General features: G+C 71.8%; 24 protein-coding genes. 2 read left to right on the top strand and 22 right to left on the bottom strand.

The window, feature by feature from the left end:
• Positions 1–10: 10 nt before the first annotated feature.
• From KM427_RS06125 to KM427_RS06105, 5 genes are read right to left on the bottom strand one after another with little or no spacing between them, the layout of a single operon-like run.
• Positions 11–1,000, bottom strand: coding sequence for an ABC transporter permease (locus KM427_RS06125; RefSeq protein WP_183591417.1), 990 nt, complete (start codon positions 998–1,000; stop codon positions 11–13).
• Between the two features lie 56 nt (positions 1,001–1,056).
• Positions 1,057–2,178: a VIT1/CCC1 transporter family protein gene (locus tag KM427_RS06120; protein ID WP_183591418.1), complete on the bottom strand. Its 1,122-nt coding sequence runs from the start codon at positions 2,176–2,178 to the stop codon at positions 1,057–1,059.
• 43 nt (positions 2,179–2,221) lie between these two features.
• Positions 2,222–2,416 (bottom strand): ferredoxin, encoded by a 195-nt coding sequence (locus tag KM427_RS06115; protein WP_183591419.1) that lies wholly within the window; start codon positions 2,414–2,416, stop codon positions 2,222–2,224.
• Between the two features lie 38 nt (positions 2,417–2,454).
• Positions 2,455–3,693 (bottom strand): NADH-ubiquinone oxidoreductase-F iron-sulfur binding region domain-containing protein, encoded by a 1,239-nt coding sequence (locus tag KM427_RS06110; protein WP_215526632.1) that lies wholly within the window; start codon positions 3,691–3,693, stop codon positions 2,455–2,457.
• 7 nt (positions 3,694–3,700) lie between these two features.
• The gene (locus KM427_RS06105; RefSeq protein WP_183591421.1) at positions 3,701–4,381 is read right to left on the bottom strand and encodes a biliverdin-producing heme oxygenase; all 681 of its coding nucleotides are present in this window, start codon (positions 4,379–4,381) and stop codon (positions 3,701–3,703) included.
• 233 nt (positions 4,382–4,614) lie between these two features.
• Here KM427_RS06105 and KM427_RS06100 point away from each other — a divergent pair, with 233 nt between their 5' ends.
• Both KM427_RS06100 and KM427_RS06095 read left to right on the top strand, forming a co-directional pair.
• On the top strand, positions 4,615–5,280 hold the full coding sequence (locus KM427_RS06100; RefSeq protein WP_215526631.1) for a neocarzinostatin apoprotein domain-containing protein: 666 nt from the start codon (positions 4,615–4,617) through the stop codon (positions 5,278–5,280).
• A 22-nt stretch (positions 5,281–5,302) separates the two neighbouring features.
• Positions 5,303–8,161: a neocarzinostatin apoprotein domain-containing protein gene (locus tag KM427_RS06095; protein WP_215526630.1), complete on the top strand. Its 2,859-nt coding sequence runs from the start codon at positions 5,303–5,305 to the stop codon at positions 8,159–8,161.
• A gap of 168 nt (positions 8,162–8,329) precedes the next feature.
• On the opposite strand, the gene KM427_RS06090 is transcribed toward KM427_RS06095, so the two are convergent.
• From KM427_RS06090 to KM427_RS06010, 17 genes are all read right to left on the bottom strand, one after another.
• Positions 8,330–8,929, bottom strand: a complete 600-nt coding sequence (locus KM427_RS06090) for a DUF4437 domain-containing protein (protein WP_215526629.1) — start codon at positions 8,927–8,929, stop codon at positions 8,330–8,332.
• Positions 8,926–9,795, bottom strand: coding sequence for an HpcH/HpaI aldolase/citrate lyase family protein (locus KM427_RS06085; RefSeq protein WP_215526628.1), 870 nt, complete (start codon positions 9,793–9,795; stop codon positions 8,926–8,928). Before KM427_RS06085 ends, KM427_RS06090 begins: the two co-directional genes overlap by 4 nt.
• Position 9,796: 1 nt before the next feature.
• Entirely contained in the window at positions 9,797–10,621 is an 825-nt protein-coding gene (locus KM427_RS06080; protein ID WP_215526627.1) for an SDR family NAD(P)-dependent oxidoreductase, read from the bottom strand.
• A gap of 16 nt (positions 10,622–10,637) precedes the next feature.
• The gene (locus KM427_RS06075) at positions 10,638–11,798 is read right to left on the bottom strand and encodes an acyl-CoA dehydrogenase family protein (RefSeq protein ID WP_215526626.1); all 1,161 of its coding nucleotides are present in this window, start codon (positions 11,796–11,798) and stop codon (positions 10,638–10,640) included.
• 1 nt (position 11,799) lies between these two features.
• Entirely contained in the window at positions 11,800–12,201 is a 402-nt protein-coding gene (locus tag KM427_RS06070; RefSeq protein WP_215526625.1) for a Zn-ribbon domain-containing OB-fold protein, read from the bottom strand.
• A gap of 474 nt (positions 12,202–12,675) precedes the next feature.
• A complete protein-coding gene (locus tag KM427_RS06065) occupies positions 12,676–13,821 on the bottom strand; it encodes an acetyl-CoA acetyltransferase (protein ID WP_215526624.1) in 1,146 nt (381 codons plus the stop codon).
• Positions 13,818–14,255: a MaoC family dehydratase gene (locus tag KM427_RS06060; protein WP_215526623.1), complete on the bottom strand. Its 438-nt coding sequence runs from the start codon at positions 14,253–14,255 to the stop codon at positions 13,818–13,820. The genes KM427_RS06065 and KM427_RS06060 overlap by 4 nt, the downstream gene beginning before the upstream one ends.
• The gene (locus KM427_RS06055) at positions 14,252–14,752 is read right to left on the bottom strand and encodes an FAS1-like dehydratase domain-containing protein (protein ID WP_215526622.1); all 501 of its coding nucleotides are present in this window, start codon (positions 14,750–14,752) and stop codon (positions 14,252–14,254) included. The genes KM427_RS06060 and KM427_RS06055 overlap by 4 nt, the downstream gene beginning before the upstream one ends.
• 196 nt (positions 14,753–14,948) lie before the next feature.
• Positions 14,949–16,163 (bottom strand): RidA family protein, encoded by a 1,215-nt coding sequence (locus KM427_RS06050; protein ID WP_215526621.1) that lies wholly within the window; start codon positions 16,161–16,163, stop codon positions 14,949–14,951.
• Positions 16,160–17,554, bottom strand: a complete 1,395-nt coding sequence (locus tag KM427_RS06045) for an MmgE/PrpD family protein (RefSeq protein WP_215526620.1) — start codon at positions 17,552–17,554, stop codon at positions 16,160–16,162. Before KM427_RS06045 ends, KM427_RS06050 begins: the two co-directional genes overlap by 4 nt.
• Positions 17,555–17,586: 32 nt before the next feature.
• Positions 17,587–18,804, bottom strand: a complete 1,218-nt coding sequence (locus tag KM427_RS06040) for a CaiB/BaiF CoA transferase family protein (RefSeq protein ID WP_215526619.1) — start codon at positions 18,802–18,804, stop codon at positions 17,587–17,589.
• Positions 18,801–19,835 (bottom strand): LLM class flavin-dependent oxidoreductase, encoded by a 1,035-nt coding sequence (locus tag KM427_RS06035; protein WP_215526618.1) that lies wholly within the window; start codon positions 19,833–19,835, stop codon positions 18,801–18,803. The genes KM427_RS06040 and KM427_RS06035 overlap by 4 nt, the downstream gene beginning before the upstream one ends.
• Before the next feature lie 5 nt (positions 19,836–19,840).
• Entirely contained in the window at positions 19,841–20,401 is a 561-nt protein-coding gene (locus KM427_RS06030) for a MaoC family dehydratase (protein ID WP_252275085.1), read from the bottom strand.
• On the bottom strand, positions 20,398–20,862 hold the full coding sequence (locus tag KM427_RS06025; protein WP_215526617.1) for a MaoC family dehydratase: 465 nt from the start codon (positions 20,860–20,862) through the stop codon (positions 20,398–20,400). The genes KM427_RS06030 and KM427_RS06025 overlap by 4 nt, the downstream gene beginning before the upstream one ends.
• Entirely contained in the window at positions 20,850–21,632 is a 783-nt protein-coding gene (locus KM427_RS06020) for an enoyl-CoA hydratase/isomerase family protein (protein ID WP_215526616.1), read from the bottom strand. The genes KM427_RS06025 and KM427_RS06020 overlap by 13 nt, the downstream gene beginning before the upstream one ends.
• Positions 21,633–21,639: 7 nt before the next feature.
• Entirely contained in the window at positions 21,640–22,938 is a 1,299-nt protein-coding gene (locus KM427_RS06015) for a DUF4437 domain-containing protein (protein ID WP_215526615.1), read from the bottom strand.
• A complete protein-coding gene (locus tag KM427_RS06010; RefSeq protein WP_215526614.1) occupies positions 22,922–24,523 on the bottom strand; it encodes a class I adenylate-forming enzyme family protein in 1,602 nt (533 codons plus the stop codon). Before KM427_RS06010 ends, KM427_RS06015 begins: the two co-directional genes overlap by 17 nt.
• Positions 24,524–24,736 lie beyond the last annotated feature (213 nt).

Raw genomic sequence — 24,736 nt, 5'->3', positions numbered from 1 at the left:
GCGGTGGCGGTCATGCCATCACCGGTGCGGTACGGCGCTGGGTGCTGGTCCGAGTCCGCGGGTCGACGACGAAGTAGAGCGCATCGACCACGAGGTTGAGCCCGAGGAAGATCATCGCGGTGAAGACCGAGCAGCCCAGCGCGAGCGGGTAGTCCTGGCGCAGGAACGCGGTGACCATCAGCTGGCCGAGGCCGGGGATCTGGAAGACACTCTCCACCAGGACCGTGCCCGAGACCAGGCCGCCGAGCAGCACGCCGACCACCGTGAGCGTGGGGATGATCGCGTTGCGGATCGCGATCCGCTTCATCATCTGTCGCTGCGGCATGCCCATCGCGGTCGCGAAGGCGACGTAGTCGAAGGAGAGCACGTCGATCAGGGCGGCCCGGATGGAGCGGACCACCAGCGCGAAGGTGGACAGGCCCAGCACCAGGGCGGGCAGCAGCATCACCTTGAGGTTGGCGATCGGGTCCTCGGTGAAGCGGACGAAGCCACCCGCGGTGGGGAGCATGTCGGGGTAGCGCTGGCCGATGAAGACCAGCGAGAGGACGGCGAGCCAGTACGCCGGGACCGAGAAGCTCAGCACCGTCACCACCCGCACCGCGCCGTCGCTCCACGAGCCCCGCCGGGTCGCCGTCCAGCAGCCGAGGAGGAATCCCGGGACCATCGCCAGGAGCGCCGCCAGCCCCCCGAGCTCCAGGGAGACCGGCAGGTGGCTGGCGATCTGGGACATCACCGAGGTGCCGTCGTACAGCGAGGTGCCCAGATCGCCCCGCAGGAGGCCGAAGAGGTAGTCGAAGTACTGGATGAAGATGTTCTGGTCGAGCCCGTGCTCGGCCTCGTACGCCGCCCGGGCGAGCGGGTCGGCGGCCACCGCCGGCGGCAGCGAGTTCACCGGGCTGCCCGGCGCCAGGCGGAGCAGGAAGAACATGCCGGTGACGACGAGCCAGAGCACCAGGATGGCGTTGAGCGTGCGTCTCACCATGAACTCGAGCATCGTCATCTCCCCACTCGGATACTCCGGACGGTCACTACACGGTCACAGCATGATCGGTGATCTCAGCCGAGATTGAGGCCCAACAGGGATCCGAGTCCGTATGTCGCGGCCGCGGCCAGCGACCCGACCGCCACCTGACGCAGGATCGCGACCCCCATCGGCCGACCGTTGAGGCGGGCCATCACGGCTCCGACCGCGACCAGCGCGAGCAGGGCGATGCCGATGGCGCCGAGCAGCGCGGCGGTGCCGCCGGTGATCAGGTACGGCAGCACCACGAGCACCGCGCCAAGCGAGAAGGCGACGAAGCTGGACGCCGCGGCGCCCCAGGGCGAGCCGAGGTCGTCCGGGTCGAGGCCGAGCTCCTCGCGGGCCAGCGTGTCGAGGGCGATCTCGTGGTCGGACATCACCTGGGCGGCGATGTGGCTCGCGTCCTCCGGGGTGAGCCCCTTCGCCTGGTAGATCAGCTCGAGCTCGCGCTGCTCCTCCTCCGGCATCAGCCTGATCTCCTCGGCCTCGAGGGCGATCTCGCGCTCGAACGCCTCGCGCTGGTTCGCCATCGAGATGTACTCGCCGGCGCCCATCGAGAAGGCGCCCGCGAGCAGCCCGGCCAGGCCGGCGAGGAGCACGGTGCCACGGTCGGCGGAGGCGCCGGCGAACCCCATCACGAGTGCCGTGTTGGAGACCAGCCCGTCGTTGACGCCGAAGATGCCGGCACGCAGGGTGCCAGACTTGTTGCTGCGGTGCCAGCGCTCCCCGACACCGGACTCACCGATCATCTCGCCGAGGACGTCGGCGTGTTGGGACTCCTCGAGGAGCATCGACTCCGGCGCGTCCGGGTCGTCGGCGTAGGTGTCGAACCCGTTCCGCTCGTCCTGCTCGATGACCGGCAGCACGAGGTCCGGCGTGTACTGACGGGCCAGCTCGAGGAGCGACTGGGTCCGCGCCCCCGGGACGAACTCCCCCGGCTCCGGCGGCTCGCCGCCGAGCCGGCGGATCTCGTTGGCCCAGAAGTCCGCGTGGCGGTCCTCGATCGTGGCCAGCTCCAGGAACGCGTCTCGACGCGTGCCCCGGCTCAGCTGGGCGAGGCCCCGGTAGAGCGCGGAGGCCTCTCGCTCGGTGGTGATGTGTCGGCGGTATCGGTCGAGCGGGTGCTCGGACCGCGCGGTCGGGTGGGTGGTGCTCATCTGTCTGTACCTCGACTCGTTCGTTCGGGCGGCGTGCGGCTCGTCAGGGCGTCAGGCTGATCGCCTGCTCGGGGCAGGACGTGAGGGCCGTCTGGGCGTCCGCGAGCTGCGCGTCGGTGAGGTCGCCGGTCGCCGTGACGCGGCCGTAGCCCCACTCGTCGACGTCGAACACGCTGGGCGCGAACCGGGCGCAGTACTTGCGGCCCTCGCAGCGCGAGGAGTCGATGCTGGCCTTCATGGAGATCCCCTGTCGTTGGGTGTCGTGGATGTCGGTGGTCAGGTCGGCGGCAGGACCGCGCGGAACCTGGTGACCGCCCCGCCTCCGGGACGATCGAGGGTGATGTCCCGGCAGCCGGGACAGGAGCGCTCGCGGTGGGCGAGCAGCTCGGCGGAGAAGTTGGTGATCAGCGAGCCGATCAGCAGCGAGTCGGCGTCCGGCAGCGCGCAGTTCCCGCGGCCGGCCATCGCCTCGGCCCGCCGTTCGAGCTGTGCGAGGTCGTCGTCGCTCCCGGTGCCGTTGGCGATCCTGGTCAGCTGCTCGACGACGACCTGGGTGCCTCGCACGCACGACCCGCACTGTCCGGAGCTCGACTCACGGAGGTAGGTCGCCACGTCGAGGGCGGCCCCGACCACGCACTCGGAGCGGTCCAGCACGATGAGCGCGCCGCACCCCCACAGTGCGCCGCGCTCCCGCATGGAGTCGTGGCCGACGGCCGCCGAGAGGATGTCGGTGGTCCACACACCGCCGGCGAAGCCGCCCACCAGGACGGCTCCGGCCTCGATGCTCGACCACCGCGGGTGCTCGGCGACGACCGCGGAGAGGGGCGCACCGCGCCGCGCCTCGACGAGGACCGCCTCGCCGGCGATCAGCACGGTGGCGAGCATGGTGGCTCCGGCGTCGTGGCCCTCCCGGACGGCCAGCGCGAGCCGGGCGGCGGTCTCGACGTTGACGACCAGGGTGGGTCGTCCGGCGACGCCCTCCTCGTAGGGGCGCGGCGGCTTCCGCAGCGGCTTGGCTTCTCCCCCACTCAGCCGGTTGACGACCGCGGTCTCCTCGCCGGCGACGTACGCCGCGTCGACCTCCTCGACCGAGGCGCCGGCCAGCTCGGCCGGCGCCTCGGCGAGGGCGGCGCGGAGGGCCGCCGCGGACTCGGGGTCCGAGACGTAGGCGACCAGGCGGTCGGCGCCCACCGCGGTGGCGGCGGTGCGCAGACCGTCGAGGACGAGGTGGGGCCGGTTGCGCATCAGCCACCGGTCCTTGATCGAGGCCGGTTCGCCCTCCTCACCGTTGACGACCACCGCGCGCGGACCGGTGCCGCTCAGCACCGCGTCGAGCTTGACCGCGGTGGGGAACCCGGCGCCCCCGGCGCCTCTGAGCCCGGCCCGCTCCGCGGCGGCGACGATGGCCGCGGCGGGCGGGAGCGGGCCGTACCCGCCCGAGCTCCGATAGGCGCCGACCCCATGATCGGGGACGCCGAGGAGCAGCCTCGGATCCGCTGGCGCGGTGGTCGTCATCGGCAGGTCACTTCTTGAGGTAGCGCGGCAGGTCGCGTCCGATCTCGGCGAGCACCTTGGTGTTCAGGCGGTAGGCGAGGACCGCCTCGTCGATCACCTTCTGCTGCTCCTCCTCGCCCCAGGGCGCGGCGTCGAGCTGGTCGCGGTACTGGATCTTGAAGGCCTTGTAGTCCGGGATCTGGTCGAAGACGTAGAACTGCACGCCCTGCTGGTCCTTGAACTGGAACGCCCGCTCGACCGCGCCCTTGATGACCTGACCACCGGACAGATCGCCCAGGTAGCGGGTGTAGGCGTGCGCGACGAAGCCGCCGGGCCAGTCGAAGCAGACCTCCTTGAGCCGGTCGCAGTACTCCTTGGTCGCCTCGTTCGGGGCGATCTGGGTGCGCCAGTCGTCGCCGAGCAGGAACTGCAGGTCTGCCTCGAGTGCGGGGATCCGGGCGAGCGAGTCGTACACGAAGGGCCCGCCGACGGCGTCGTCGCGCATCTTCTCGGCCGCCTCCTCGATCACGAGGTAGGCGTAGTAGTGCTGCACGACCATGTCGACGTAGCCCTGGACGTTGCACTGTCCGCCGAGGAGCGCCTGCATGTACTCGGTGTACTCAGCGTGCTCGTGGTCGTCCCACGTCATCGACTTGAGTTCCTCGGAGAAGCGCGAGCTGGTCGTCGCCGGTTCGCTGCCAACGGTCATCTGTGACTCCTTCTTCGCCGGCGCTTCGGCCGCTTTCCAATAGGTGGTTGCTCGAAGATGCGCTGTAGCTGTCTGCTCACAGCAGCATCCGACGCACCGATCCTGACCGGTTTATGACGAACTGTCAACACGTTTCTGACTGCTCGTCACGAGTTACAGACAAATAGTCATGAAACTCTTTCCAATGTGACGTGCGTCGCCTAAAGTCCCACCAACCGACCGAAGGAGTTCCCTTGTCACGTTCCATCCTGGTCGCCCGCTCGCGCGGCGTCGGCCGCGCAATCATCGTGCTGCTCATGGCCGCCGTCTGGCTGGTCGCGTACAGCTCGCCGGCGTCGGCCGACGGCGCCTCCCTCGAGGTCGATCCGTCGACCGAGATCGATCCCGCCGGCGGCGAGGTGACCGTGACCGGCACCGGCTTCGAGCCCAGCGTCGGGCTGTTCGTGGTCGCCTGTGATCCCTCGGTGCCCAAGGGCGGCGCCTGCGACATGGCGAACTTCCAGCAGCCCCAGACCGATGCCGACGGATCCTTCGAGGTGACGCTGAAGGTGGTGCCGAAGTTCGGTCAGACCGACTGCGCCAAGACCCCGTGCGGCATCCAGACCAGCAAGGTCGGCGAAGGCGCGAACCGCACGCAGGAGCGCACCGTGCCGATCGGCTTCGCCGGCGGAGTCGCGCCGGTGGACGGCTGGCCGGGCGTGGGCTCCGCCGACGCCGACCCCGGCGACACCGCCACCGACAGTGCCGGCGCGTCCGACGACGGCCAGCAGGACAGCGCCGACGAGGACTCGAGCTCGTCGACCCCGATCGTGATCGGCGTGATCGCGGCCGTGGTGGTCATCGGGGCTGCCGTCTTCGTGATCGCACGACGCCGCCGTCAGCCCGCCGACATCCAGTGACCGTCCAACAAGGAGAGAACGCATGACGATGTACACACCCGGCCGGAAGGGCCGCGCCAGGGGCAAGACCCGGCGCGGCCGCCTCTTGGCCGCCTTCACCGCCACCGTGGCACTCGCTGTGATGCCAGCGCTCGCCGTCGTCTCACCCGCGAGCGCTGCACCGAAGGGCACCCTGGCCGCCGTGAGCGGTACGACGGCTGGGCTCACCCCGGGTCAGAGTGTCGATCTGACGCTCACCAACTACCCAGCCGAGAACGTGCTGGTGAAGTACTGCGAGCTCGTCATGGTCGGCTTCAGCATGACGGTCGGCGACTGCGCCGCTTCTCCGGTCAACGTCACGGTGCCCGACACGGCTGGCGGGCGCGGGAACGCCACCGCCACCGCCGTCGCCCAGAAGATGATCGGCGCCAAGGACTGCGCCGCTGCGGCGATGTGCGGGTTCGTCACCGAGTCCGCCGGGGTTACGAAGAATCCCGACTCGGACGTGAAGCTCACCGTCGCGTTCGACACACCAGAGCTTGAGATCCTCGATCGCGCGCCGACAGCTGCCGACAACAGCCCGGTCACGGTCAAGGGCACCGGATTCCGCCCGAACACCACGATGCGGCTCACTCAGTGCAACAACTCGCTGCCCGCGGGCGGGAAGTGCCGCTCGACGCTCGGCCAGGGCTACGCCGAGCCGACCACGGACGCCAACGGGGAGTTCGAGACCGAGCTGAACGTGTCCGCGTCATACGTCTCGGGTGCCGACACCCTCAACTGCACCGACGGGTCGATCGTCTGCGGTGTCCAGACCAGCAGCAAGGTGTCCGGCGCGGACCGGACCCAGCAGGCGATGGTCGATCTGGACTTCGGCGGCACCCTGACGGCCAGCAAGGTCACCGGGATCTCCACCGCCGGTGAGTCCATCACCGCCACCGGCACAGGCTTCCAGCCGAACATCGACCTCTACCTGGTCAACTGCGACACCGCGGTCCCGGCGGGCGGGGCCTGCGACATGGCACGGCTCGAGGAGGTGCACACCGACGCGAACGGCGGATTCAGCCAGGCGATCACCGTCGGCTCCTTCACCGGCACCGACTGCCTGGTCAAGGCCTGCGGCCTGCAGACCAGCAAGGTCGGCGCCGGCGCCGACATGAGCCAGACCGCGACGCTGCCGCTGTCCTTCACTGCGCCGCCAGTGCACACCGCGGCGCTGACTGCCAGCAAGACGAGCGGACTGAGCGCGGCCGGTGAGTCGATCACCGCCAACGGCACCGGCTTCCAGCCGAACATCAACCTGTTCCTCGCCCTGTGCGACACCGCCGTCCCGGCCGGCGGCGCCTGCGACATGACGAACTTCAAGCAGGTGACTACCAATGGCTCCGGCGCGTTCAGCCAGGCCATCAAGGTCGGCTCCTTCACCGGCACCGACTGCCTGGTCAAGGCCTGCGGCCTGCAGACCAGCAAGGTCGGCGCCGGGGCCGACGCCAGCCAGACGGCGACCCTGCCGCTGTCCTTCGTAAACACCCCGCCGGCGCCCACCGCGACGCTGAGCGCCAGCAAGACCACCGGCATCAGCATGTCCGGCGAGGACCTGCAGGTGAACGGCTCCGGCTTCAAGCCGAACGTCTCGCTGTTCCTCGCACTGTGCAACACCAAGGTCCCCGCCGGCGGCGCCTGCGACATGGCCAACTTCAAGCAGGTCAAGACCGACGGCAGCGGCGCCTTCCCGAAGACCTCGATCAAGGTGGTCGGGAGCTTCACCGGTGGGAACGGCTCCAAGGTCGACTGCCTGAGCGACCCGTGCGCGCTGCAGACCAGCCAGGTCGGCGCGGGCTCGGACGCCACGCAGACCGCCACCCTGCCGCTGGGCTTCGTCAAGGGCTCCGCGACGGGCTCCAAGGCGGCGCTGAACGCACCGAAGGTCGTCAAGTCCGGCAGCACGGTCAAGGTCAAGGGCAGCGGCTTCAAGGCCGGCACCAAGGTCCAGACCGCGCTCTGCAAGACGTCGGCCAAGGTCGGCAAGCAGTGCTGGACCGCGAAGGCCAAGACCGCCAAGGTCAAGAAGAACGGCACCTTCACGGCGAAGATCAAGGTCGCCAAGAAGTTCCAGTCCAAGCAGGGCAAGGTCAACTGCGGCAAGTCCAAGTGCGCGATCAAGACCTGGAACAAGAAGAAGCCGAAGCAGGCCTCGAGCCAGGTCACGCACAAGGTGAAGTTCGGCAACAAGACCGCCCGCACGACCACGATCGTGTCGACCTCGACCGCGCTGTCCCCGACCTTCGCGGTCCGGGCCGCGCGCGCCGGGGAGAGCCTGTCGGTGAGCAAGACCTCGGGACTCTCGCCGGCCGGTGAGACCGTGTCGGTCAAGGGCTCGGGCTTCAACCCGAAGGTCGGCCTCTTCATCGCGCTGTGCAACACCGACGTTCCCGCCGGCGGCGCCTGCGACATGTCCAACTTCAAGCAGGTGCAGACCGACGCCAACGGCGCCTTCCCGGCGACCTCCATCAAGGTCGTGGGCACGTTCACCGGCGGCGACGGTTCCAAGGTGGACTGCTCCAGCGACCCGTGCGCCCTGCAGACCAGCCAGGTCGGGTCCGGGGCCGACGGACAGGCCACCGTGCCGTTGACGTTCGGCGGCACCTCCTCGGGCGGCGACTCGGGCGGCGACTCGGGCGACGACGGCGCCTCCGGGGGCGACTCCGGCGGCAACGACAGTGGCGACGACGGCGCCACGTCCTCCGGTGGCACGTCGGCGAACGGCTCGTCGAGCTCGGGCGGCGGCGCCGTGCTGCCGCAGACCGGTGCCGGCGACGAGCTGTGGCTCGCCACCGTGGGTCTGCTGATGCTGGTCGGCGGGCTCGCACTGACCCTGCGCAGGAGCGCGCGCGCTTCCTGACGGCACACACAAGTGGGGCCGTGACGGATCTCCGTCACGGCCCCACTGCTGTGTCCGGCGGGCGGTGGTGATCCACCTTCTCCGCCCGCCAATCGGTGGCTGAGCCACCGCCGCCCGCAGGGGGGTCGCCGAGGTGCGAGCGCAGCGAGCGTGGTCGACGCCACCGGCTCACCAGGAGCGGACCAGCAGCCGATCCACGCGAGCCGGGAGGTCCGCGCCGGCGGGGAGCCACGTCCAGGTCCAGCGCTCGACGTCCAGGGCGTCACGGGCCTTCGCCGCGGGCGCCAGCGGGCCGCTGACGACCTCGGAGCCCCCGTGCCCGGCGCTCGACGCCATCAGCACGCCGAGGGCGTCCGCGGGACCGGAGGCGGTGCGCCGGCGTACGTCGTACCACCCGGGCTGCCAGGTCGGGACCCCGCCGAACCAGGCGAGCGCCAGGGCTCCGTCCGGCGTGCGGGTGTCCTGTCGACACGCGTCGGCGGGCACGAACGCCCAGCAACCGGCGCCGTGACGCCGCCCGTTCATCTCCAACACGCCCGCGAGCACCACGAACTCCTCGGCCACCGCGTAGCTGCCCGTCGCCATCCGCTCCCACCCCGGGGGGAAGCGGACCAGCGAGACCGACGCCTTGCTCGCGCGGTCCAGCCACAACCGGTGCAACCGCACGGGTGCCGAGCCGCCGGGGATCTCCTGATCGACCCAGCCGGCCGAGGTGGCCGCGACCTCGTGAAGGTCGACGGCGCGGAGGCCGTCGACGGACCCCGTCATGAGCCGACGCGCGCGAGCACCCGGCGGGCGTTGCGGACGACGGCGAGGTCGATCATCCGGCCGTCCGCGTCGAGCAGCACGCCGTCGCCGGCCTGCTCGGCGCGCTCGAACCGGTCCACGATCTCGCGGGCGCGGTCGATCTCGTCGGGCCGCGGGGTGAACACGTCGTTGACCACCGTGACCTGGGCCGGGTGGATGCAGGCGCGACTGCCGTAGCCCATCCGGCGCAGGGCGTCGGTCGAGGACCGCAGGGCGTCGAGGTCGGTGAAGTCGGTCGTCACCGGGCCGACCGGGGCCTCGATGCGGGCCGCCGCCGAGGCCAGCACGACCTGACCACGGACCCAGGCCAGCTCGGCACCGTCGGCGCCTGGTTCGATCCCGCAGTCGGCCGCCAGGTCGACCTCGCCCACCTGGAGCCGCGCCACGCGCGACGCGGCCGCGATCGCGGGCGCGGCCAGCACGGCCGCCGCGTCCTCCAACAGGGGCGAGAGCGCCACCGCGCCCACGTCGAGGCCACGAGCGTCCTCGAGCTGGTCGAGGAGCGCCGCCACGGCCGCGACGTACGCCGCGCCGGGGGTCTTCGCCAGGCAGAGCCCCGAGAGGCCGGGCGCGACGACCGCGGTGACGTCGTCGCGCCACGACTCGGCGTTGACGCGCACCCAGAGCTGGGTGGGATCGTCGCTGACGGCGTGGCCGGCGACGAACTCCGCCACCGCCTCACGCGCCCGCTGCTTGCGGGGCCAGGCGACGGCGTCCTCGAGGTCGAGGATCAGGGCGTCGGCCCCTCGCTGCAGCGCCCGGGCGAACAGCTCGGGCCGGTCCCCCGGCACGTAGAGATGGCTGCGAACGGCGGCGCGGGGCTCCATCTCAGACCGATCCGGCGACCGCGGTCGACCCCGCCGCGCCGGTGTCGCCCGCGAGCTCCGCCAGGACCTGTGCCGCGCCGGTGGCGTTGAAGTGCCGGCCCGACAGCTGGGCACCGTTGACCGCCCGCGACTCGTCGCTGGCGAGCCAGACCGCCGCGGGCACGATGACGCCCGGCTCGGAGTAGCCCATCGGGAGCTGCTTGAGGTGCTCGGGCATCTTGTCCGGCCCGAACAGGTGCGTGTCGACCATGCCGCCCGGGGTCAGGCAGTTCACCCGCACCCCGCGCTCGGCCGCCTCGCCGGCGGCGATGGTCACCAGCACGTCGACGCAGGCCTTGGAGACCGCGTAGATGCCGGACCCGGCGCGGGCGATCCGGCCGGTCTCCGAGCCGATCGCGATGAAGCTGGCACCCTCGTCGAGCACCGGGATGGCGGCCTTCATGCACGACCACATGCCGATCGCGTTGACCCGCATCACCCGCTCGACGATGTCGGCGTCGTAGGTGTCCAGGGTGGTGTACCGCTTGTCGGTGAGCCCGGGGTACGACGTACCCGCGTTCGCGACGAAGACGTCGATGCCGCCGAACTCTGCGACGGCGGTGCGCACCAGCGACTGGACCTGATCCTCCTCGGCCACGTCGGTCACGCACACGTGCACCTCGGCACCGGCGTCGGCGCAGAGCGCCCGCACCCGCTCGAGGTCGTCCCGCGAGCGCGCGGCGAGCACCAGGCGCGCCCCTTCGCGGGCGTATCCGACGGCCATCGCCTCACCCAGGCCACGGCTGGCCCCGGTGACGACGATCCGCTTGTCCTGTAGCGCTGCCATGCTCACACCTCTCGATTCAGCCGATGACTGTCTTGCCCGTGACCACCGCTCGGGCCACGACCGTGCGCAGGATGTCGTTGGTGCCCTCGCCGATGTTCATCAACATGGCGTCACGGTAGAGCCGCTCGACCTCGTACTCGGTCGAGTAGCCGTAGCCGCCGTGCACCTTCATCGCGTCGATGGCCGACGCGAGCGCGACCTCGGAGCAGAAGATCTTGGCCATGCCGGTGGCGCCGTCGGCACGCCCGCGGCGTACGGCGTCGGCGGCCCAGTAGGCCATCAGCCGCGCCGCCTGCACCTCGGTGGCCAGGTCGCCGAGCTTGAGCTGGATCGCCTGGAAATCGGCGATCGGCTGCCCGAACGCCTTGCGCTGCTGGGCGTACGCCAGAGCCTCCTCGTAGGCGCGCTGGGCGATGCCCACCGACCGGGCGGCGATGTTGACCCGCCCCCACTCCAGGCCCGAGAGCGCCTGCTGCATGCCCTTGCCCTCGACCCCGCCGACCAACCGGTCGGCCGGGACCCGGACGCCGTCGAGGAGCACCTCGCACGACTCGGTGCCCTTGTAGCCGAGCTTGTCGATGTCGCGGAGCACCTCGAAGCCGGGCAGGTCGGCGTCGACCAGCAGCAGGCTCATGCCGGCGTGCGCCGGGCTCGCCTGCGGATCGGTCTTGACGAGCACCGGCAGCGGGTCGGCGTACCGCGCGTTGGTGATCCACATCTTGGTGCCGTTGACGACGTAGTGATCGCCGTCGAGGCGCGCGGTGGTGCGGATGCCCTGCAGGTCGGTGCCGGCGTCGGGCTCGGTCAGGCCGATGCCGGTACGTCGCTCGCCGGTCGCCAGCGCCGGCAGGTACCGCTGCTGCTGCTCAGTCGTGCCGTGCAGGGCGATGATCCGGCAGGCCAGGGAGTGGCTGCCCAGGATGCCCGCGATGCCCATCCAGCCGCGGGACAGCTCTTCGAAGACCAGCGCGAAGGAGACCGGGTCGAGGTCGAGCCCGCCGTACTCCTCGGGGACGGTGATGCCGAAGAGCCCCATCTCCTTCATCCCGTCGACGATCTCGGTCGGATAGCGCCCGGACTGCTCCCACTCCCGGGCGACCGGCACGATCTCCTTGTCGACGAACGTGCGCAGCAGGGCCTGGAAGTCGCGCTGCTCCTCGGTCAGGGTGAAGTCCACGTCAAGCCTTCCGGTCGGGTTGGAACAGCGGCAGTGCTCGCCCGTCCGCGAGCGGCCGCCAGGCGAGTCGGAGACGGTCTCCGACCGCGACGTCGTAGGGGTGCTCGGTCACCACGTTGGACAGCAGCAGCACGCCGCTGGGCAGGCGGACCCGCGCCACGACGTACGGCGCGGTGCGTCCGGGAGCCGGCCGCTCGACGACGGTGCAGGAGTCCACGACCCCGTGCTCACCCGCGTCGGCCTGACTCAGGCCGTCGGCGCTGCCGCAACGGATGCAGACCGCGCGGGGTGGGTGCTGATGGTGGCCGCAGGCGCACGTCTGGACGGTCAGCCGGCGCTGCCGGGTGGCGTCCCACCAGGGGGTCGTGACCTCGTCGCCGGGCGAGATCTCAGCGTCCGTCATCGGGCCGCCTCCTGGCTCGTCGGCCGGGCAGCGGTGAGCTGGCAACCATCCGAGCCCGCCCAACGGTTGCTGACACACCGCCGCACGGCAGCATCGACCGGCAGCGGTGAGCACGCAACCATCCGACCCCACCCAACGGTTGCTGACACACCGCCGCACGGCAGCATCGACCGGCAGCGGTGAGCACGCAACCATCCGACCCCACCCAACGGTTGCTGACACACCGCCGCACGGCAGCATCGACCGGCAGCGGTGAGCACGCAACCATCCGACCCCACCCAACGGTTGCTGACACACCGCCGCACGGCAGCATCGGCCGGCAGCGGTGAGCACGCAACCATCCGACCCCACCCAACGGTTGCTGACACACCGCCGCACGGCAGCATCGGCCGGGCAGCGGTGAGCAATCCACCGAAGACCGCCGCGAGAAGGTGGACAGCCCACCGCCCACCCGGGGCACCACCGGCCGGAGCATCATCGGTCCACCCCCAGCAGCACGGTCGCGTGGGAGGACAGGATGCCGCCGGTGCCATGGGCCAGCGCCACCTCGGCGCCCTCGACCTGCCGCGCGCCGCACTCACCGCGCAGCTGGCGGACCGCCTCGACCAGCAGCAGGATGCCGAACTGGCCCGGGTGGCAGTAGGACAGCCCGCCGCCGGAGGTGTCGAGGGGGAAGTCGCCGCCGGGCCGGATCCGGCCGCCCCCGATCCAGTCGAGGGCCTCGCCGCGACCGCAGAAGCCGAGTGCCTCCAGGCTCAGCGCGACGGTGATCGTGAAGGAGTCGTAGACCTGGGCGACGTCGACGTCGGCCGGGGTGAGCCCGGCCCGGGCGAAGGCGGCCGCGCCCGAGGCGACCGCCCCGGTGGTGGTCAGGTCGTCGACGGCGGTCATCGACGTGTTCGTGACCGACTCGCCGTAGCCGAGCACCCGCACCGGCGGTCGCGCCAGGTCGCGGGCACGCTCCAGCGAGGTCAGCACGACCGCTCCCCCGCCGTCGGTGACCAGGCAGCAGTCGCCGGTGCGCAGCGGCGTCGAGACCATCGTGGTGGCGAGCACGTCGTCGGCGGTGAGCGGGCCGGCGTCATGGCGGAAGGCCCGCGGGTTCAGCAGCGCCCACTCCCGGGCCGCGACGGCCACTTCGGCCAGCTTGTCCGGGGTCTGACCGTAGCGGTGCAGGTAGGCCTGCGCGGCCATCGCGTAGTAGGAGATCGGGTAGAGCGGGCCGTACGGCGCCTCGAACTGGGCCTCGGGCATCTGGAGCTCCAGCGTGCCGGTGAGCGAGCGCGACCGGGCCGAGCGCTGGTTGGACGCGAACGAGATCACCACGACCTCGACCTGCCCGGCCTCGATCGCCTGGGCGGCGCGCGCGACGTACATCTCGAACGCCGAGCCGCCCGCGAAGGTCGACTCCGTCCATGCCGGCTGCAGTCCGAGGTAGTCGGCCACCTGCGTCGCGGAGAACCGGGAGACCCCGCTGGTCGCGAGGCCGTCGACGTCGGCGAGGGTCAGCCCGGCGTCGGCCAGCGCCCGGGTGATCGCCTGCGCCTGCAGCGCGAGGATGCTGCGGCCGGTCACCCCCAGATCGCACTCGGCGGCCCCCACGATCGCCACCCCGCTCACGGCGCGCACCGCCTCGGCTGCAGCACCAGCAACGACCGGGCCGGCTCGACGGCGACCCGCTCCTCGACACCGTCGGCGTCGATCACGACGACCCGGTGGCGCAGCTCGACGCCGTCGTCCCCGCTGCGCACCACCTCGGCCTCGCAGCGCACCCGCTCGCCGGCGAAGACCAGGTTGCGGAAGGTGAAGTCGAGCTCGGCCAGGCGCCAGCCGGGTCCCGCCCAGTCCTGGGCCTGGGCCGCGACGAGGGCGCCGAAGACCTGCCCGTCGACCACGGGTGCGGCGAGCCGCTTCTCCGAGAGGTACGCCGGGTCGTAGTGCAGGCGGTGCCAGTCCCAGGTGGCGCCTGCGTAGGCGATCATGTCGGCGATCCCGATGGTCAGCTCGCGGACCGCCGGCGGTCCGCTCGGCACCGTGCTCGTCGCCGGGCTCATCGCGACGCCTCCAGGGACACGAAGATGATCGTCTCGGTGTTCTCCACCAGCCGCTCCCCCGCCTGGTTGGTGTACGTCGCCCGGGAGGTGACCACGAGCATCTCCCCGCCCTGCCGGCCGGTCTTCACCCGCGCGTCGAGGATCTCCCAGGTCGCGGTGATCCGGTCGTCGGGGTGCACCGGCCGGTGGAACACGTAGGAGTTGCCGCCGCGCACGGTGCGGGTGTCCGGGATCTCGATGCGCCAGGTGTGCCCGGCGTACCCCTCCGCGTCCATCGGCAGGTCGGCGTACTGATTGGTCTCGCACACCAGCGTCGGCGGCGCCACCACGTCGCGGTAGCCGTGCGTGCGCGCGTAGTCGGCGTCGGTGTAGAGCCGGTTGTGGTCGCCGACGGCGCGCGCGTAGTAGCGGAACGCCGCGGCGCCGAAGTCCTCCGGCGCGGTGTAGACGGTCCGGCGGCCGACGAGCGCCGCCGCGTGCTCGGCCAGACCGCTCATCGCGCCGGCTCCGGGAGCAGCGCGGTGCGGTGCCCGGCCGCGCGGTGCCGGGCAGCGGTGCGCCAGCAACCACTCCAACGCCCGAAACGGTTGCCCACGCACCGCCGCCCGGGCGTCGCTCCGGGTAGCGGTGCGCCAGCAACCACTCCCATGCCGGAAACGGTTGCCCACGCACCGCCGCCCGGGGCGATGCCGCTCACAGCCCTGGCTCCGGGAGCAGTGCGGTGGCGAAGACCTCGAGCAGGAACTCCGGGCGCAGCAGGCCGGCGCAGATCGCGCCGGTCGACGCCGGCCACGGTGGCGAGAGCAGCCGCTCGCGGACCGGCGCGACCAGGCGGTAGTCGCGCAGCGCCTCGATCGCGCAGAACTCCAGGGTCTGCACGAGATGCTCCGGACCGGTGCCGGCGGCCGCCAGCACGTCGAGGAGGGCCTGGTAGGTGACCTCCGCCTGGGCGCCGATGTCACCGGGGTGCAGCGCCTGCTGGGTCTCCATGTCGAGGGCGGCGAAGCCGGACATGAACAGCGTCCGGCCGGCCTTCACACCCGGCGAGTAGGTGAGCGTGTCGTAGCGCGACCAGCCGGGGTTGACCGCCTCCAGCGGGTGCCGGGACGCGGTCACGTCCAGCGCCACGAGCACCCCGGGCCGGTGCAGCCGGCTCATCACGATGCCGCCGGCGCCCGGGTAGACGCCCGCGCCGCCCAGCCGGTCCTTCCGGACCTGGTGGACCTTGCGATAGGTGCCCCGGGTCTCCGGCATCGTGTAGTCGTAGGTGGTCACCGCGTTGTCCAGCGAGAGCCCGGTCCGGCGCAGCAGCTGGTCGGCACGGTCCAGGCACCAGGCGTACTGCCCCACCAGGTCGCCGGGGTGGACCACCTCGCCGTCCTGCCACGGGATGATCGTGGGCAGGTACACGGTGCCCTGGTGCGCCTCCACCACCGGCGAGGAGGTCCACAGGTCCAGGTCCGCGGTCTCCGACCGGGCGACCAGCACCCGGCCGCCACCGACGCCGGCGTGGACCTCGACCTCGAGCAGCGCGGCCGAGCGCACCAGTCGCTCCACCACGATCGTGGTCACCGAGGCGGCGGCCTCGCCCAGCACCTCCGCGCGCACCTGCTCGACCGCGGCGTACTCCGGGAGCCCGGCGAGCGTGACGTTCTCGGTCACCTTGACGATGTCAGCGGCGCCCAGGCCGGCCGCCTCGAGGATCGTCAGCACCTTGTCGTACGCCGTGCGGGCCTGCTCGGCCATCGTCCCGGTCACGACCATCTTCCCGACGGCCGGGTCGAGCCGGGAGGCGGTGTGGCCCGAGACCCAGACGTCCGCGCCGGAGCTCAGTCCCAGGGAGAAGGTGAACCCCTCGTAGGGGAACCAGGGGAAATCGGCGGGCTTGATCGCCTCGGGGGTGGTCATCGGGCTTCCTCCACGACTGCTTCCAGGAACTGCTCGGTCAGGTGGGACAGGTCGGTCGGCCCGTCGAGGGCGACCAGGGTCTGCCAGAGACGCCGGGCGGCCGGGCCGCCGCCGGCGTTGGCGAGGAACTTGGCGCGCAGGCCCTCGGCGGACAGCGGGGAGTCCGGTCCGCCCGCGCTGCGGTCGACCGCCCCCTCGAGCAGCCCGCCGTCGCGCAGGTGGATCCGGACCCGGCCGCTCGCGTCGCCCGCGACCCGGTCGCTGGGCGCGGGCTCGGTCCGCACCCGCCCCGCGAGGGCCGCGACGTCCGCGCGCCGCACGGAGTCGACCGCGTAGGTGCTCTCGGAGATCGAGCCGTCCAGGAGCAGCGCGGCGACCGACCAGGGCAGCGAGAACTTCGCGTCGTACGGACCGCGCGGCCGGGTGAGGTCGCGGTCGGGGTCGCACACCACCGCCGCCGAGTCGGGGTGCACCGCGGCCACCACCTCGGCGACGTCGGCGGCCCGGACCTCCCGACCCGCGACCGCCGCGGCCACCGCGTCGAGGGTGGCGTGCATCAGCTGGCAGGCGGGATAGGGCTTGATGCCGATCCGGCCGGTCTCCCAGCGCCGTCCGAGGTCGCCGCCGACCACGTCGAGGTCGGGCGGAGCACCGACGAGCGCGGCGTAGAGGCCGCGCTGGCCCTCCAGCACGGTGGCCGGCCCGGTCGCCCCGGCACCAGCCAGGAGCGCGGCGGTCACGCCGTTCATCGAGGCCAGGCCCGGGTGCAGCTGCTTGGTCGACGCGGCGCTGCCGAGGAACTCCAGGAGCCCACCGGCCGAGCTGCCGGCGATGCCGAGGGCGTCGGTGGCCCGCGCGCCGTCCAGGCCCGACAGCCGCGCGGTGACGAGCGCCGCGGCGAAGACACCGGCGGCCGACGTGGCGTGCAGCCCGCGGTCGTGGAAGCCGTTCGGTACGGCGGCGGCGATCCGGCACACGGTCTCGTACCCGACCACCGCCGCGGTGACCAGGTCGCGTCCGGTCGCGCCCACGGCCTGCCCGACCGCGAGCGCGGCCGGGAGCACCACCGCGGTCGGGTGCACCAGCCCACCCGCGTGGGTGTCGTCGAAGTCGTGTGCGTGCACGAGCGCACCGGTCGCGAGCGCCGCCGCGGCGCTGCCGACCCGGACCGAGCCGCCGAGCAGCGTCGCCTCCGGCGGGCCGCCGAGCCGACGGGCGACCTCGACCACGGGCGCCACCGCTCCCGAGCGGACCGCGGCCGCCGCCGTACCGAACCCGTCGGCCAGGTGCCGGACGGCCGCCTCCCGGATCCGTGCGGGGACGTCGTCGTCGCGCAGGGCGACGCCCCACTCGGCGAGGGCGGCCGCGACCGGCGTCCTGCCTGGGCTCATGTCAGGGTTCATGTCGGGGCTCATGCCTGGGCTCATGCCTGGGCGGCCGTCGGCTCCGCGCCGAAGGCGCCGGCGTCGACGTGGCCCCTGATCCGGTCGTCGGTCCAGCCGACGACCTCCTTGAGCACGTAGCGGAAGTCCTCGTTGCGCGACGGCGCCCGCCGGTACTCCACCGGGTCGCTCCCGACCCGCACCGGCGAGGCCACCTGCCGCACGGTGCCGAACGTCGGGTGCTCGGTCTCCACCACGAGTCCCCGGGCCTGGGTGTGCGGCTCCCGCAGCGCGGCCGGCACGTCGTTGATGGGCCCGCACGGGATCGCGGCCGCGTAGAGCAGCTCCAGCCAGGCCTCGACCGGCCGCTCGACGAAGATCGCCTCCAGCATCGGCAGCAGCTCGCCGGCATGGCGCTGCCGGTCGGCGAAGGTGGCGAACCGGGGGTCGGTCGCCAGCTCGGGGCGCTCGATGACCGTGGCCAGCCGCTGCCAGAACTTCTCCTTCGCGCAGCCGACGACCAGCCAGCCGTCCTGCGCCTCGAACGCCTGGAAGGGCACCAGCGACGGGTGCGCGGAGTGGTGCGTGCGCACCGGCTGGAACCCGGCGTTGAGGTGCCAGCTCGCCGGGTAGGTCAGCAGCCCGATCGCGGTGTCGTAGAGGCTGACGTCGCAGTCCATGCCGACACCGTCACGACGCGCGGCGTGCAGGCCGGCGAGCAGCGAGATCGCAGCGACGAACCCACCGCTGTAGTCGACCATCGAGAGCCCCGACTTGGTCGGTGGCCCGTCCGGCTCCCCGGTCAGGTCCATCCAGCCCGCGAGGCCCTGCAGGATGTAGTCGTAGCCCGGCTCCTTGGTGCGCGGGCCGGTCATGCCGAAGCCGGTGAGCGAGCAGCACACGATCCGCGGGTTGAGGTGCTTGAGGTCGTCGTAGGTGATGCCGATCTTCGCCGGCACATCGCCGCGCAGGTTCGAGTAGACCACGTCGGAGACCCGCACCAGCTCCTCGAACACCTCGCGTCCGGCCGGTGTCGCCAGGTCGAGCGAGATGCTGCGCTTGTTGCGGTTGAAGGTCTCGAAGAAGAGCGAGTCCTCCCCCTCGGCGTACGGCGGGACGTAGCGCCCCACGTCGCCGCCGACCCGCGGGTCCTCGATCTTGATCACCTCGGCACCCAGGTCGGCGAGGTGCACGCTGCCGAACGGGCCGGCGCCGTACTGCTCGACCGCGATGATCCGGACGTCCTCGAGTGGCTTCATGCGGCCCTCCCGCTCAGCTCGCCGATCAGGGCGATGATCTGGTCCTGCGCGGCCCGGGTCTCGTCCGCCGGCAGCCCGTGGGTGGGCGGCGAGAGCTTCACCGCGTCCGCGATGCCGTCGTACGCCGCGAGGCGCTGCCGGACCTCGTCGCGGGTGCCGGTGAGCGTGAGCGCGTCGACCATCCGGTCGGACACGACGTCGCCGAGGTGATCGGCGCCGCGGCCGCCGCGGAAGGCCGCCACCACGGCGTCCTGCTCCTCGGCGAGCCCGTGGAAGGCGAAGAAGTCGGCGTAGGTGCGCACGCTCGCGTAGAAGCCCACGAGCCCGGCGATCCGGGAGACCGCGCTGCGGCGGTCGTCGGCGATCGAGCAGCACGCGGACACCACGATCTTGAACGCCGTCCGGCTGCGCTCGGCGCGCTCGAGCCCGGCGGTCAGGTCGGGCAGGATCCGCTCGGAGAGGTAGCCCGGCGAGCACAGCTCGTGGGAGATCCAGCCGTCCGCGATCTCCCCGGCGGTGCGGGTCATCACCGGCCCCATCGCCGCGAGGTAGATCGGGATGTCGGTGCGCAGCACCGGGAACGGGCGCTCGTAGCCGCGGATCCGCATCGGCTCGTGCTCACCGTCGAGGTCGATGGTCTCCCCGGTCGTGCAGGTCTCCCAGAACGTCCGGATGTTGCGCACCGTCTCGCGGACGTGACCGACCGGCTTGCCCCAGCGGGCGTTGTGCCACTGCTCGTTGAGCCGCTGCACGCCCGAGCCGAGGCCGAGCACGAACCGGCCGCCCGAGATCTCGTCGAGGTCGAGCGCCTCCAGGGCGGTGATCATCGGGCTGCGGGTGAAGGCCAGCGCGATCGCGGTGCCCACGGCCGCGCTGGTGGTCGCCTGCGCCATCGAGGCCGCGGAGATCGTCGCGCTGCGGTGCATCTCCGGTGTCCAGAGCACGGTCGCGCCGGCGCGCTCCGCGCGGCGGGCGGCGTCGTCCTGCTCGGCGAGCGTCTCGCCCCACGGCTGGTAGGTGAGCTCGAGCATGCCCCTCACGCACCTTCGAGGGTGAGAGCCGTCTCGGCCTGAGGGAACGTGTCGCTGACCTCGGCGGCGCCGCGCTTGTAGACGTAGAACGTCCGCCGGAAGGAGCAGACCTCCTTGCCGTCCTGGTTCAGCGTCCGGGTGCGGACCGTGACGATCCCGGCGCCGGGACGGCTGCCCGACTCCCTCTTCTCGATCACGAGCGACTCGCTGAACAGCGTGTCGCCGGCGAACACCGGGTGGGTCATCCTGATGTCGTCCCAGCCCAGGTTGGCGAAGGCGTTCTGGGTGATGTCGGTGACGCTCTGGCCGACCGCGATCGCGACCGTGAAGGTCGAGACGACCAGCGGCCTGCCGAACTCGGACTTCGCGGCGTACTCCGCGTTGAAGTGCATCTGGTTCGTGTTCATCGTGAGCAGGGTGAACCAGGTGTTGTCGGCCTCGCTGACCGTGCGGCCGAGGGGGTGCTGGTAGAGGTCGCCGATCTCGAAGTCCTCGTAGAACCTCCCCTGCCAGCCGTCCCTGCGGGTCACCGGCGCGGTCGTCTCCGCCGACTGCTGCTCACTCACAACTGTTCCTCTCGGGTGGATGGGCCGGCGCCTGACGGGCCGCCCTGGTCATCGAGGTGCTGGGTCTCGGGTGGCTGCACGAGCATCTGCACGGTCGCGTCGAGCACGACCTGGTCGAGCTGGTTGTGCACGGTGCAGCCGAAGGTCTCGATCCGGGACCCGCCGCTGGTCGTGCGGGCGCCGCGGAGCTGGAGTGCGGCGCGGATCCGGTCGTCCGCCCGGACCATGGTGCGGAAGCGGACGTCGTCGAGGCCGACCATCGCGATCGCGTGGTCGAGGGCTCCCGAGCGCTCCAGCATGCCGCCCACCAGCAGCAGGACGCCCTGGCCGGGCAGCGGCCGGGCCGGGTTCGTCGCGGCGAAGAGCGGGTGGACGAAGCCCGCCGTGTCGAGGAGGGTGGCCACCAGCTCGCCGGTGACCACCACCTCCTCCGTGGTGGTCGCCGACGTCACCGGGTCCACACCGGCTCCCGCTTCTCGACCCAGGCGCGGTAGCCCTCGGCGCTGCTGGGCACCTCCGCGTGGAAGCGGGCGAACTCCGCCCGCTCCGCCGCGAGCGCGTCGGCCTGGGTCAGGTCGCCGGCCAGTCCGACCAGCCGCTTCATCGACGCGAGGCACTCGGGCGAGCGGCGGCTCATCGAGCCGGCCAGGTCGGCGACCGCCTCGTCGAGCCGGTCGGCCGGGACGGCTCGGACCGCGAGGCCGTGCTCGACCATCTCGGGACCGGTGAACCAGCGGCCGGTGAACAGCAGCTCGCGGGCCCGCTGGTCACCGAGCTTGCGCACCGCGCGCACGGTCGCCCCGGCCCCCGGCACGATGCCGAACTCGATGTGGTGGTCGGCCACCCGCGCGGAGTCCGCGGCCACCGCGAGGTCGCAGGCGAGCAGCAGCTCCAGGCCACCGGCCCGGGCCAGCCCGTTGACCGCGGCGACCACGGGGAGCGGCAGCGCCTCCAGCCGGTCGAGCAGGGCATGGAACCGGGTCGTGAACGGCACGAAGACGCCGGCCGGGTCCGCGAAGCACTCCCCGAGGTAGTCGATGTCCATCCCCACCGAGAACGCCGTGCCGGCGCCCCGGATCACGAGCACCCGCACGCTGCCGTCGGCCTCGGCGCGGTCGAGGACGTCCTCGGCCGCGTCGAGCACCTGCGGGGTGATGCTGTTCATCGTGTCCGGGCCGTCGAGCAGCACGTGCCCGACGCCGTCGCGGACCTCGAACCGGACCTGGGTCATCGACCGGTCACATCCCGTCGCCGTCCCAGCGGCCGCGGGAGCGGCTGCGGACCGGCATGCTCGACAGGATCGGGGCGGGGATCGGGTCGCCCTGCTTCCATTTCCGGCCCGCACCCCAGTTGTGCGCGTGCTCGTCGGTGCGCTCGGCGGCGTGCTCGGTGTCCTTGCCGCTCCAGCCCCAGTCGAGGTCGATCACCTCGCGGGTCTCGCCCTCGCCCTCCGACTCGTGCGCGTGGTCGTGGTCGTGGGAGTGGTCGTGGTCATGCGAGTGGTCGTGCGCGTGGTCGCCGTGCCCGCCCTGCAGGTTCTGGGCGTCGAGCGCCTTGGCGATCGCGATCAGCGACGGGTCGGCACCCGTGCCGTGCGGCCGCACCGGGTCGTCGAACTGACCCTGGTCCTTCTGGAACTGCCACGAGACGGTGAGGTGGGCCAGGTCCTCCTCGGTGCGCCAGGGCTGCGCCATGTCGTGCGTCGAGTGCGCCCAGCGCGTGGCCGGGTGGGGGGTGTCGTCGAGGCCGTTCGGACCGTAGTTGACGCCCTCGCCGCCCCAGCGGACCCACTCGTTCTGGGTGTACCAATTGGCCAGCTCGCCGTCGGAGCGCAGCAGCCAGGTGCAGCCGCCCTCCATCGACGTGAAGTGGCCGTGCTTCACGCGCGCGGGGCGGAAGAAGTAGGTGCCGAGGTCGAGGGTGCCGAAGTTGTACTCCATGAGCCCCTGGGTGGTGTAGGCCTCCTCGTAGCACGGGTGGTGCGCGAGGCGGTGGTCCGACCAGCCCTCCTGGGCGTGCACGAGCCGGGTGTAGAAGCCGGTGACCGGGTCCACGTGGAGGTACTTGATGAACAGGCCCGGCATCGGGCCCGGGTTCGGGACCGCGTCCCAGTTCATCGCCTCGGAGTCGATCACGATGACGTCCTCGCGGGCATCGGCCCACGACGACGCGCCGCCGAGCGACTCGACCGGGTCGAACCCGGCGTCGCCGTACTCGCGGTAGTGCAGCAGCCGGGTGCCCTCGGCGATCTTCAGATAGTCGGTCGGCACACCCCTCGGCGCGTAGACGTAGCCGCCCTTGCCGATCTTCCGGCCGCCGTAGTCGATCTCGCCGTCCAGCACGTAGTACTCGGTGTTCGCGTGGTGGATGCCCGGGCCACGACCCCAGTCGGTGTGGAAGTCCACGCGCAACGACGAGGAGCCGTCCTCCTCGTCCACGGAGAGGCGGCGCTCACTCGCGCGCCCCTCCCCGGCCGGCAGCTCGGCGGCATGCCAGACATAGTCCTGCTCGGCGATCAGTTCAACGTGGGGCCGCATGCGGTTCTCCTTGTTGTTCGTTCTCCAGTTGGGTGGCGAGCGCGCGGAGGTCGGCCTTGACCACCTTCCCTCCCGCGTTGCGGGGCAGGACCTCGAGCAGGTGCAGGCTCCGCGGAATCTTGTAGCCGGCGAGCAGGGGACGCAGGTGCTCGTCGAGCGTCGGGAGGTCCACGGTCGCGTCCGCGCGTGGCACGACGAACGCGACGACCCCCTCCCCCCACACCTCGTGTGGGATGCCGACGACCGCGGCGTCCGCCACGGCCGGATGGGCGAGGACCGCCTCCTCGACCTCACGGGGGTAGACGTTCATGCCTCCGGTGATGATCAGGTCCTTCTTGCGGTCCACGATCGTGATGAAGCCCTGGTCGTCGACGGTGGCCACGTCACCGCAGGTGACGAAGCCGTCGTCGGTCGTGCAGGCCGCGGTGGCGGGGGCATCGTCGTGATAGCCGTTCATCAGGTACGGCGAGCGGCTGAACAGCTCGCCCGGCTCGCCGGGCGCCACCGGCCGACCGTCGGCGTCGACGACCCGCACCTCGGTGAGGAACCACGGATGGCCGACCGAGCCGGCCCGGCTCGCGGCGTCGGGCGGGCGCAGGTTCGTGATGATCCCGGACTCGGTCGAGCCGTAGAGCTCGTGCACGCCCACGTCGGGCCACGTCTCCATCACCCAGGCCTTGAGGGCGCGCGGCAGTGCGGCCGCGTTGAAGAACAGCGTGTCAAGGTCACCGGAGTCGGCGTCGGCGATCAGCTGCGGGTCGAGCGCGCGCAGCATCTGGGCGTGGGTGGGCACCAGGAACGTGGACTGGATCCGGTCCCGGGCCAGGACCCGCAGGAACTCGACCGGGTCCCAGCCGCGCAGCATCGTCACGGTCCCGCCGGTGTAGACCGGGGCGTAGCCGAAGGCGAACCCGGCGCCGTGGTACATCGGCGCCACCGCCATCGACCGGCGGCCGAGCCCGAGCCGCCACTCCAGCGCGCTCATCAGGAACGTCAGCGAGCGGGATCGGTGGGAGATCAGCACACCCTTGGGCCGGCCCGTGGTGCCGGAGGTGTAGGCGATGCAGAACGGATCGGTCTCGGCGACCCGCACGGCGGGCGGGGTGGCGTCCGAGCCGGCGAGCGCCGCCTCGTAGTCGCCGGAGGCGAGCGGCGCGTCGGCCGGCCCGAGCGTGAGCACCTCGGCCATGTCGTCGACCAGGCCGGCGGTGATGCCGGACAGGTCGGCGTCGACGACGAGCGCCCTGGCGCCCGAGTGCCGCACGACGTACTCCGCCTCGACCGCGGTCATCCGCGGGTTGAGCGGGACCATCACCAGGCCCGCCTTCGCGATGCCGGCGGCGATCTCGCAGTACTCCAGGCGGTTGCCCAGCAGGAGCGCGACCCGGTCGCCCGGCTCGAGCGCCGCGAGCAGGCGCTGGGCGAGCCGGTCGGAGCGCTCGTCGAGCTGTGCGTAGGTCAGCGAGCGCGCACCGTCGACGACCGCGGTGACCTGCGGCTGGGACCGGGCGAAGTTGACCACGCCGTCGAAGATCGTCAGCGGCGTCCCCGCCGCGGCCACCGCACCGGGTGTCAGATCCGCCATGGCTGTCCTCTCCCACCCGTCGATCCGGGCCGTCGCCGCGGGCGTCGTCCCGCGCTCACGCCGCACCCTACTGTCTTTATGACAGACTGTCACTAGTTTTTATGACGAATCGTCAGGCGTTGGTGACAACGCTTCACATTGATCCGTCGAACGGGTTCCCAAACTGACGCGGCGTCACTATGGTTCTGACACTACGTCGTAAACCTTGGAGGA

Source organism: Nocardioides sp. LMS-CY, assembly GCF_018732145.1.
Lineage (GTDB): Bacteria > Actinomycetota > Actinomycetes > Propionibacteriales > Nocardioidaceae > Nocardioides > Nocardioides soli.
This window is presented reverse-complemented; position numbering and strand designations above follow the sequence as displayed.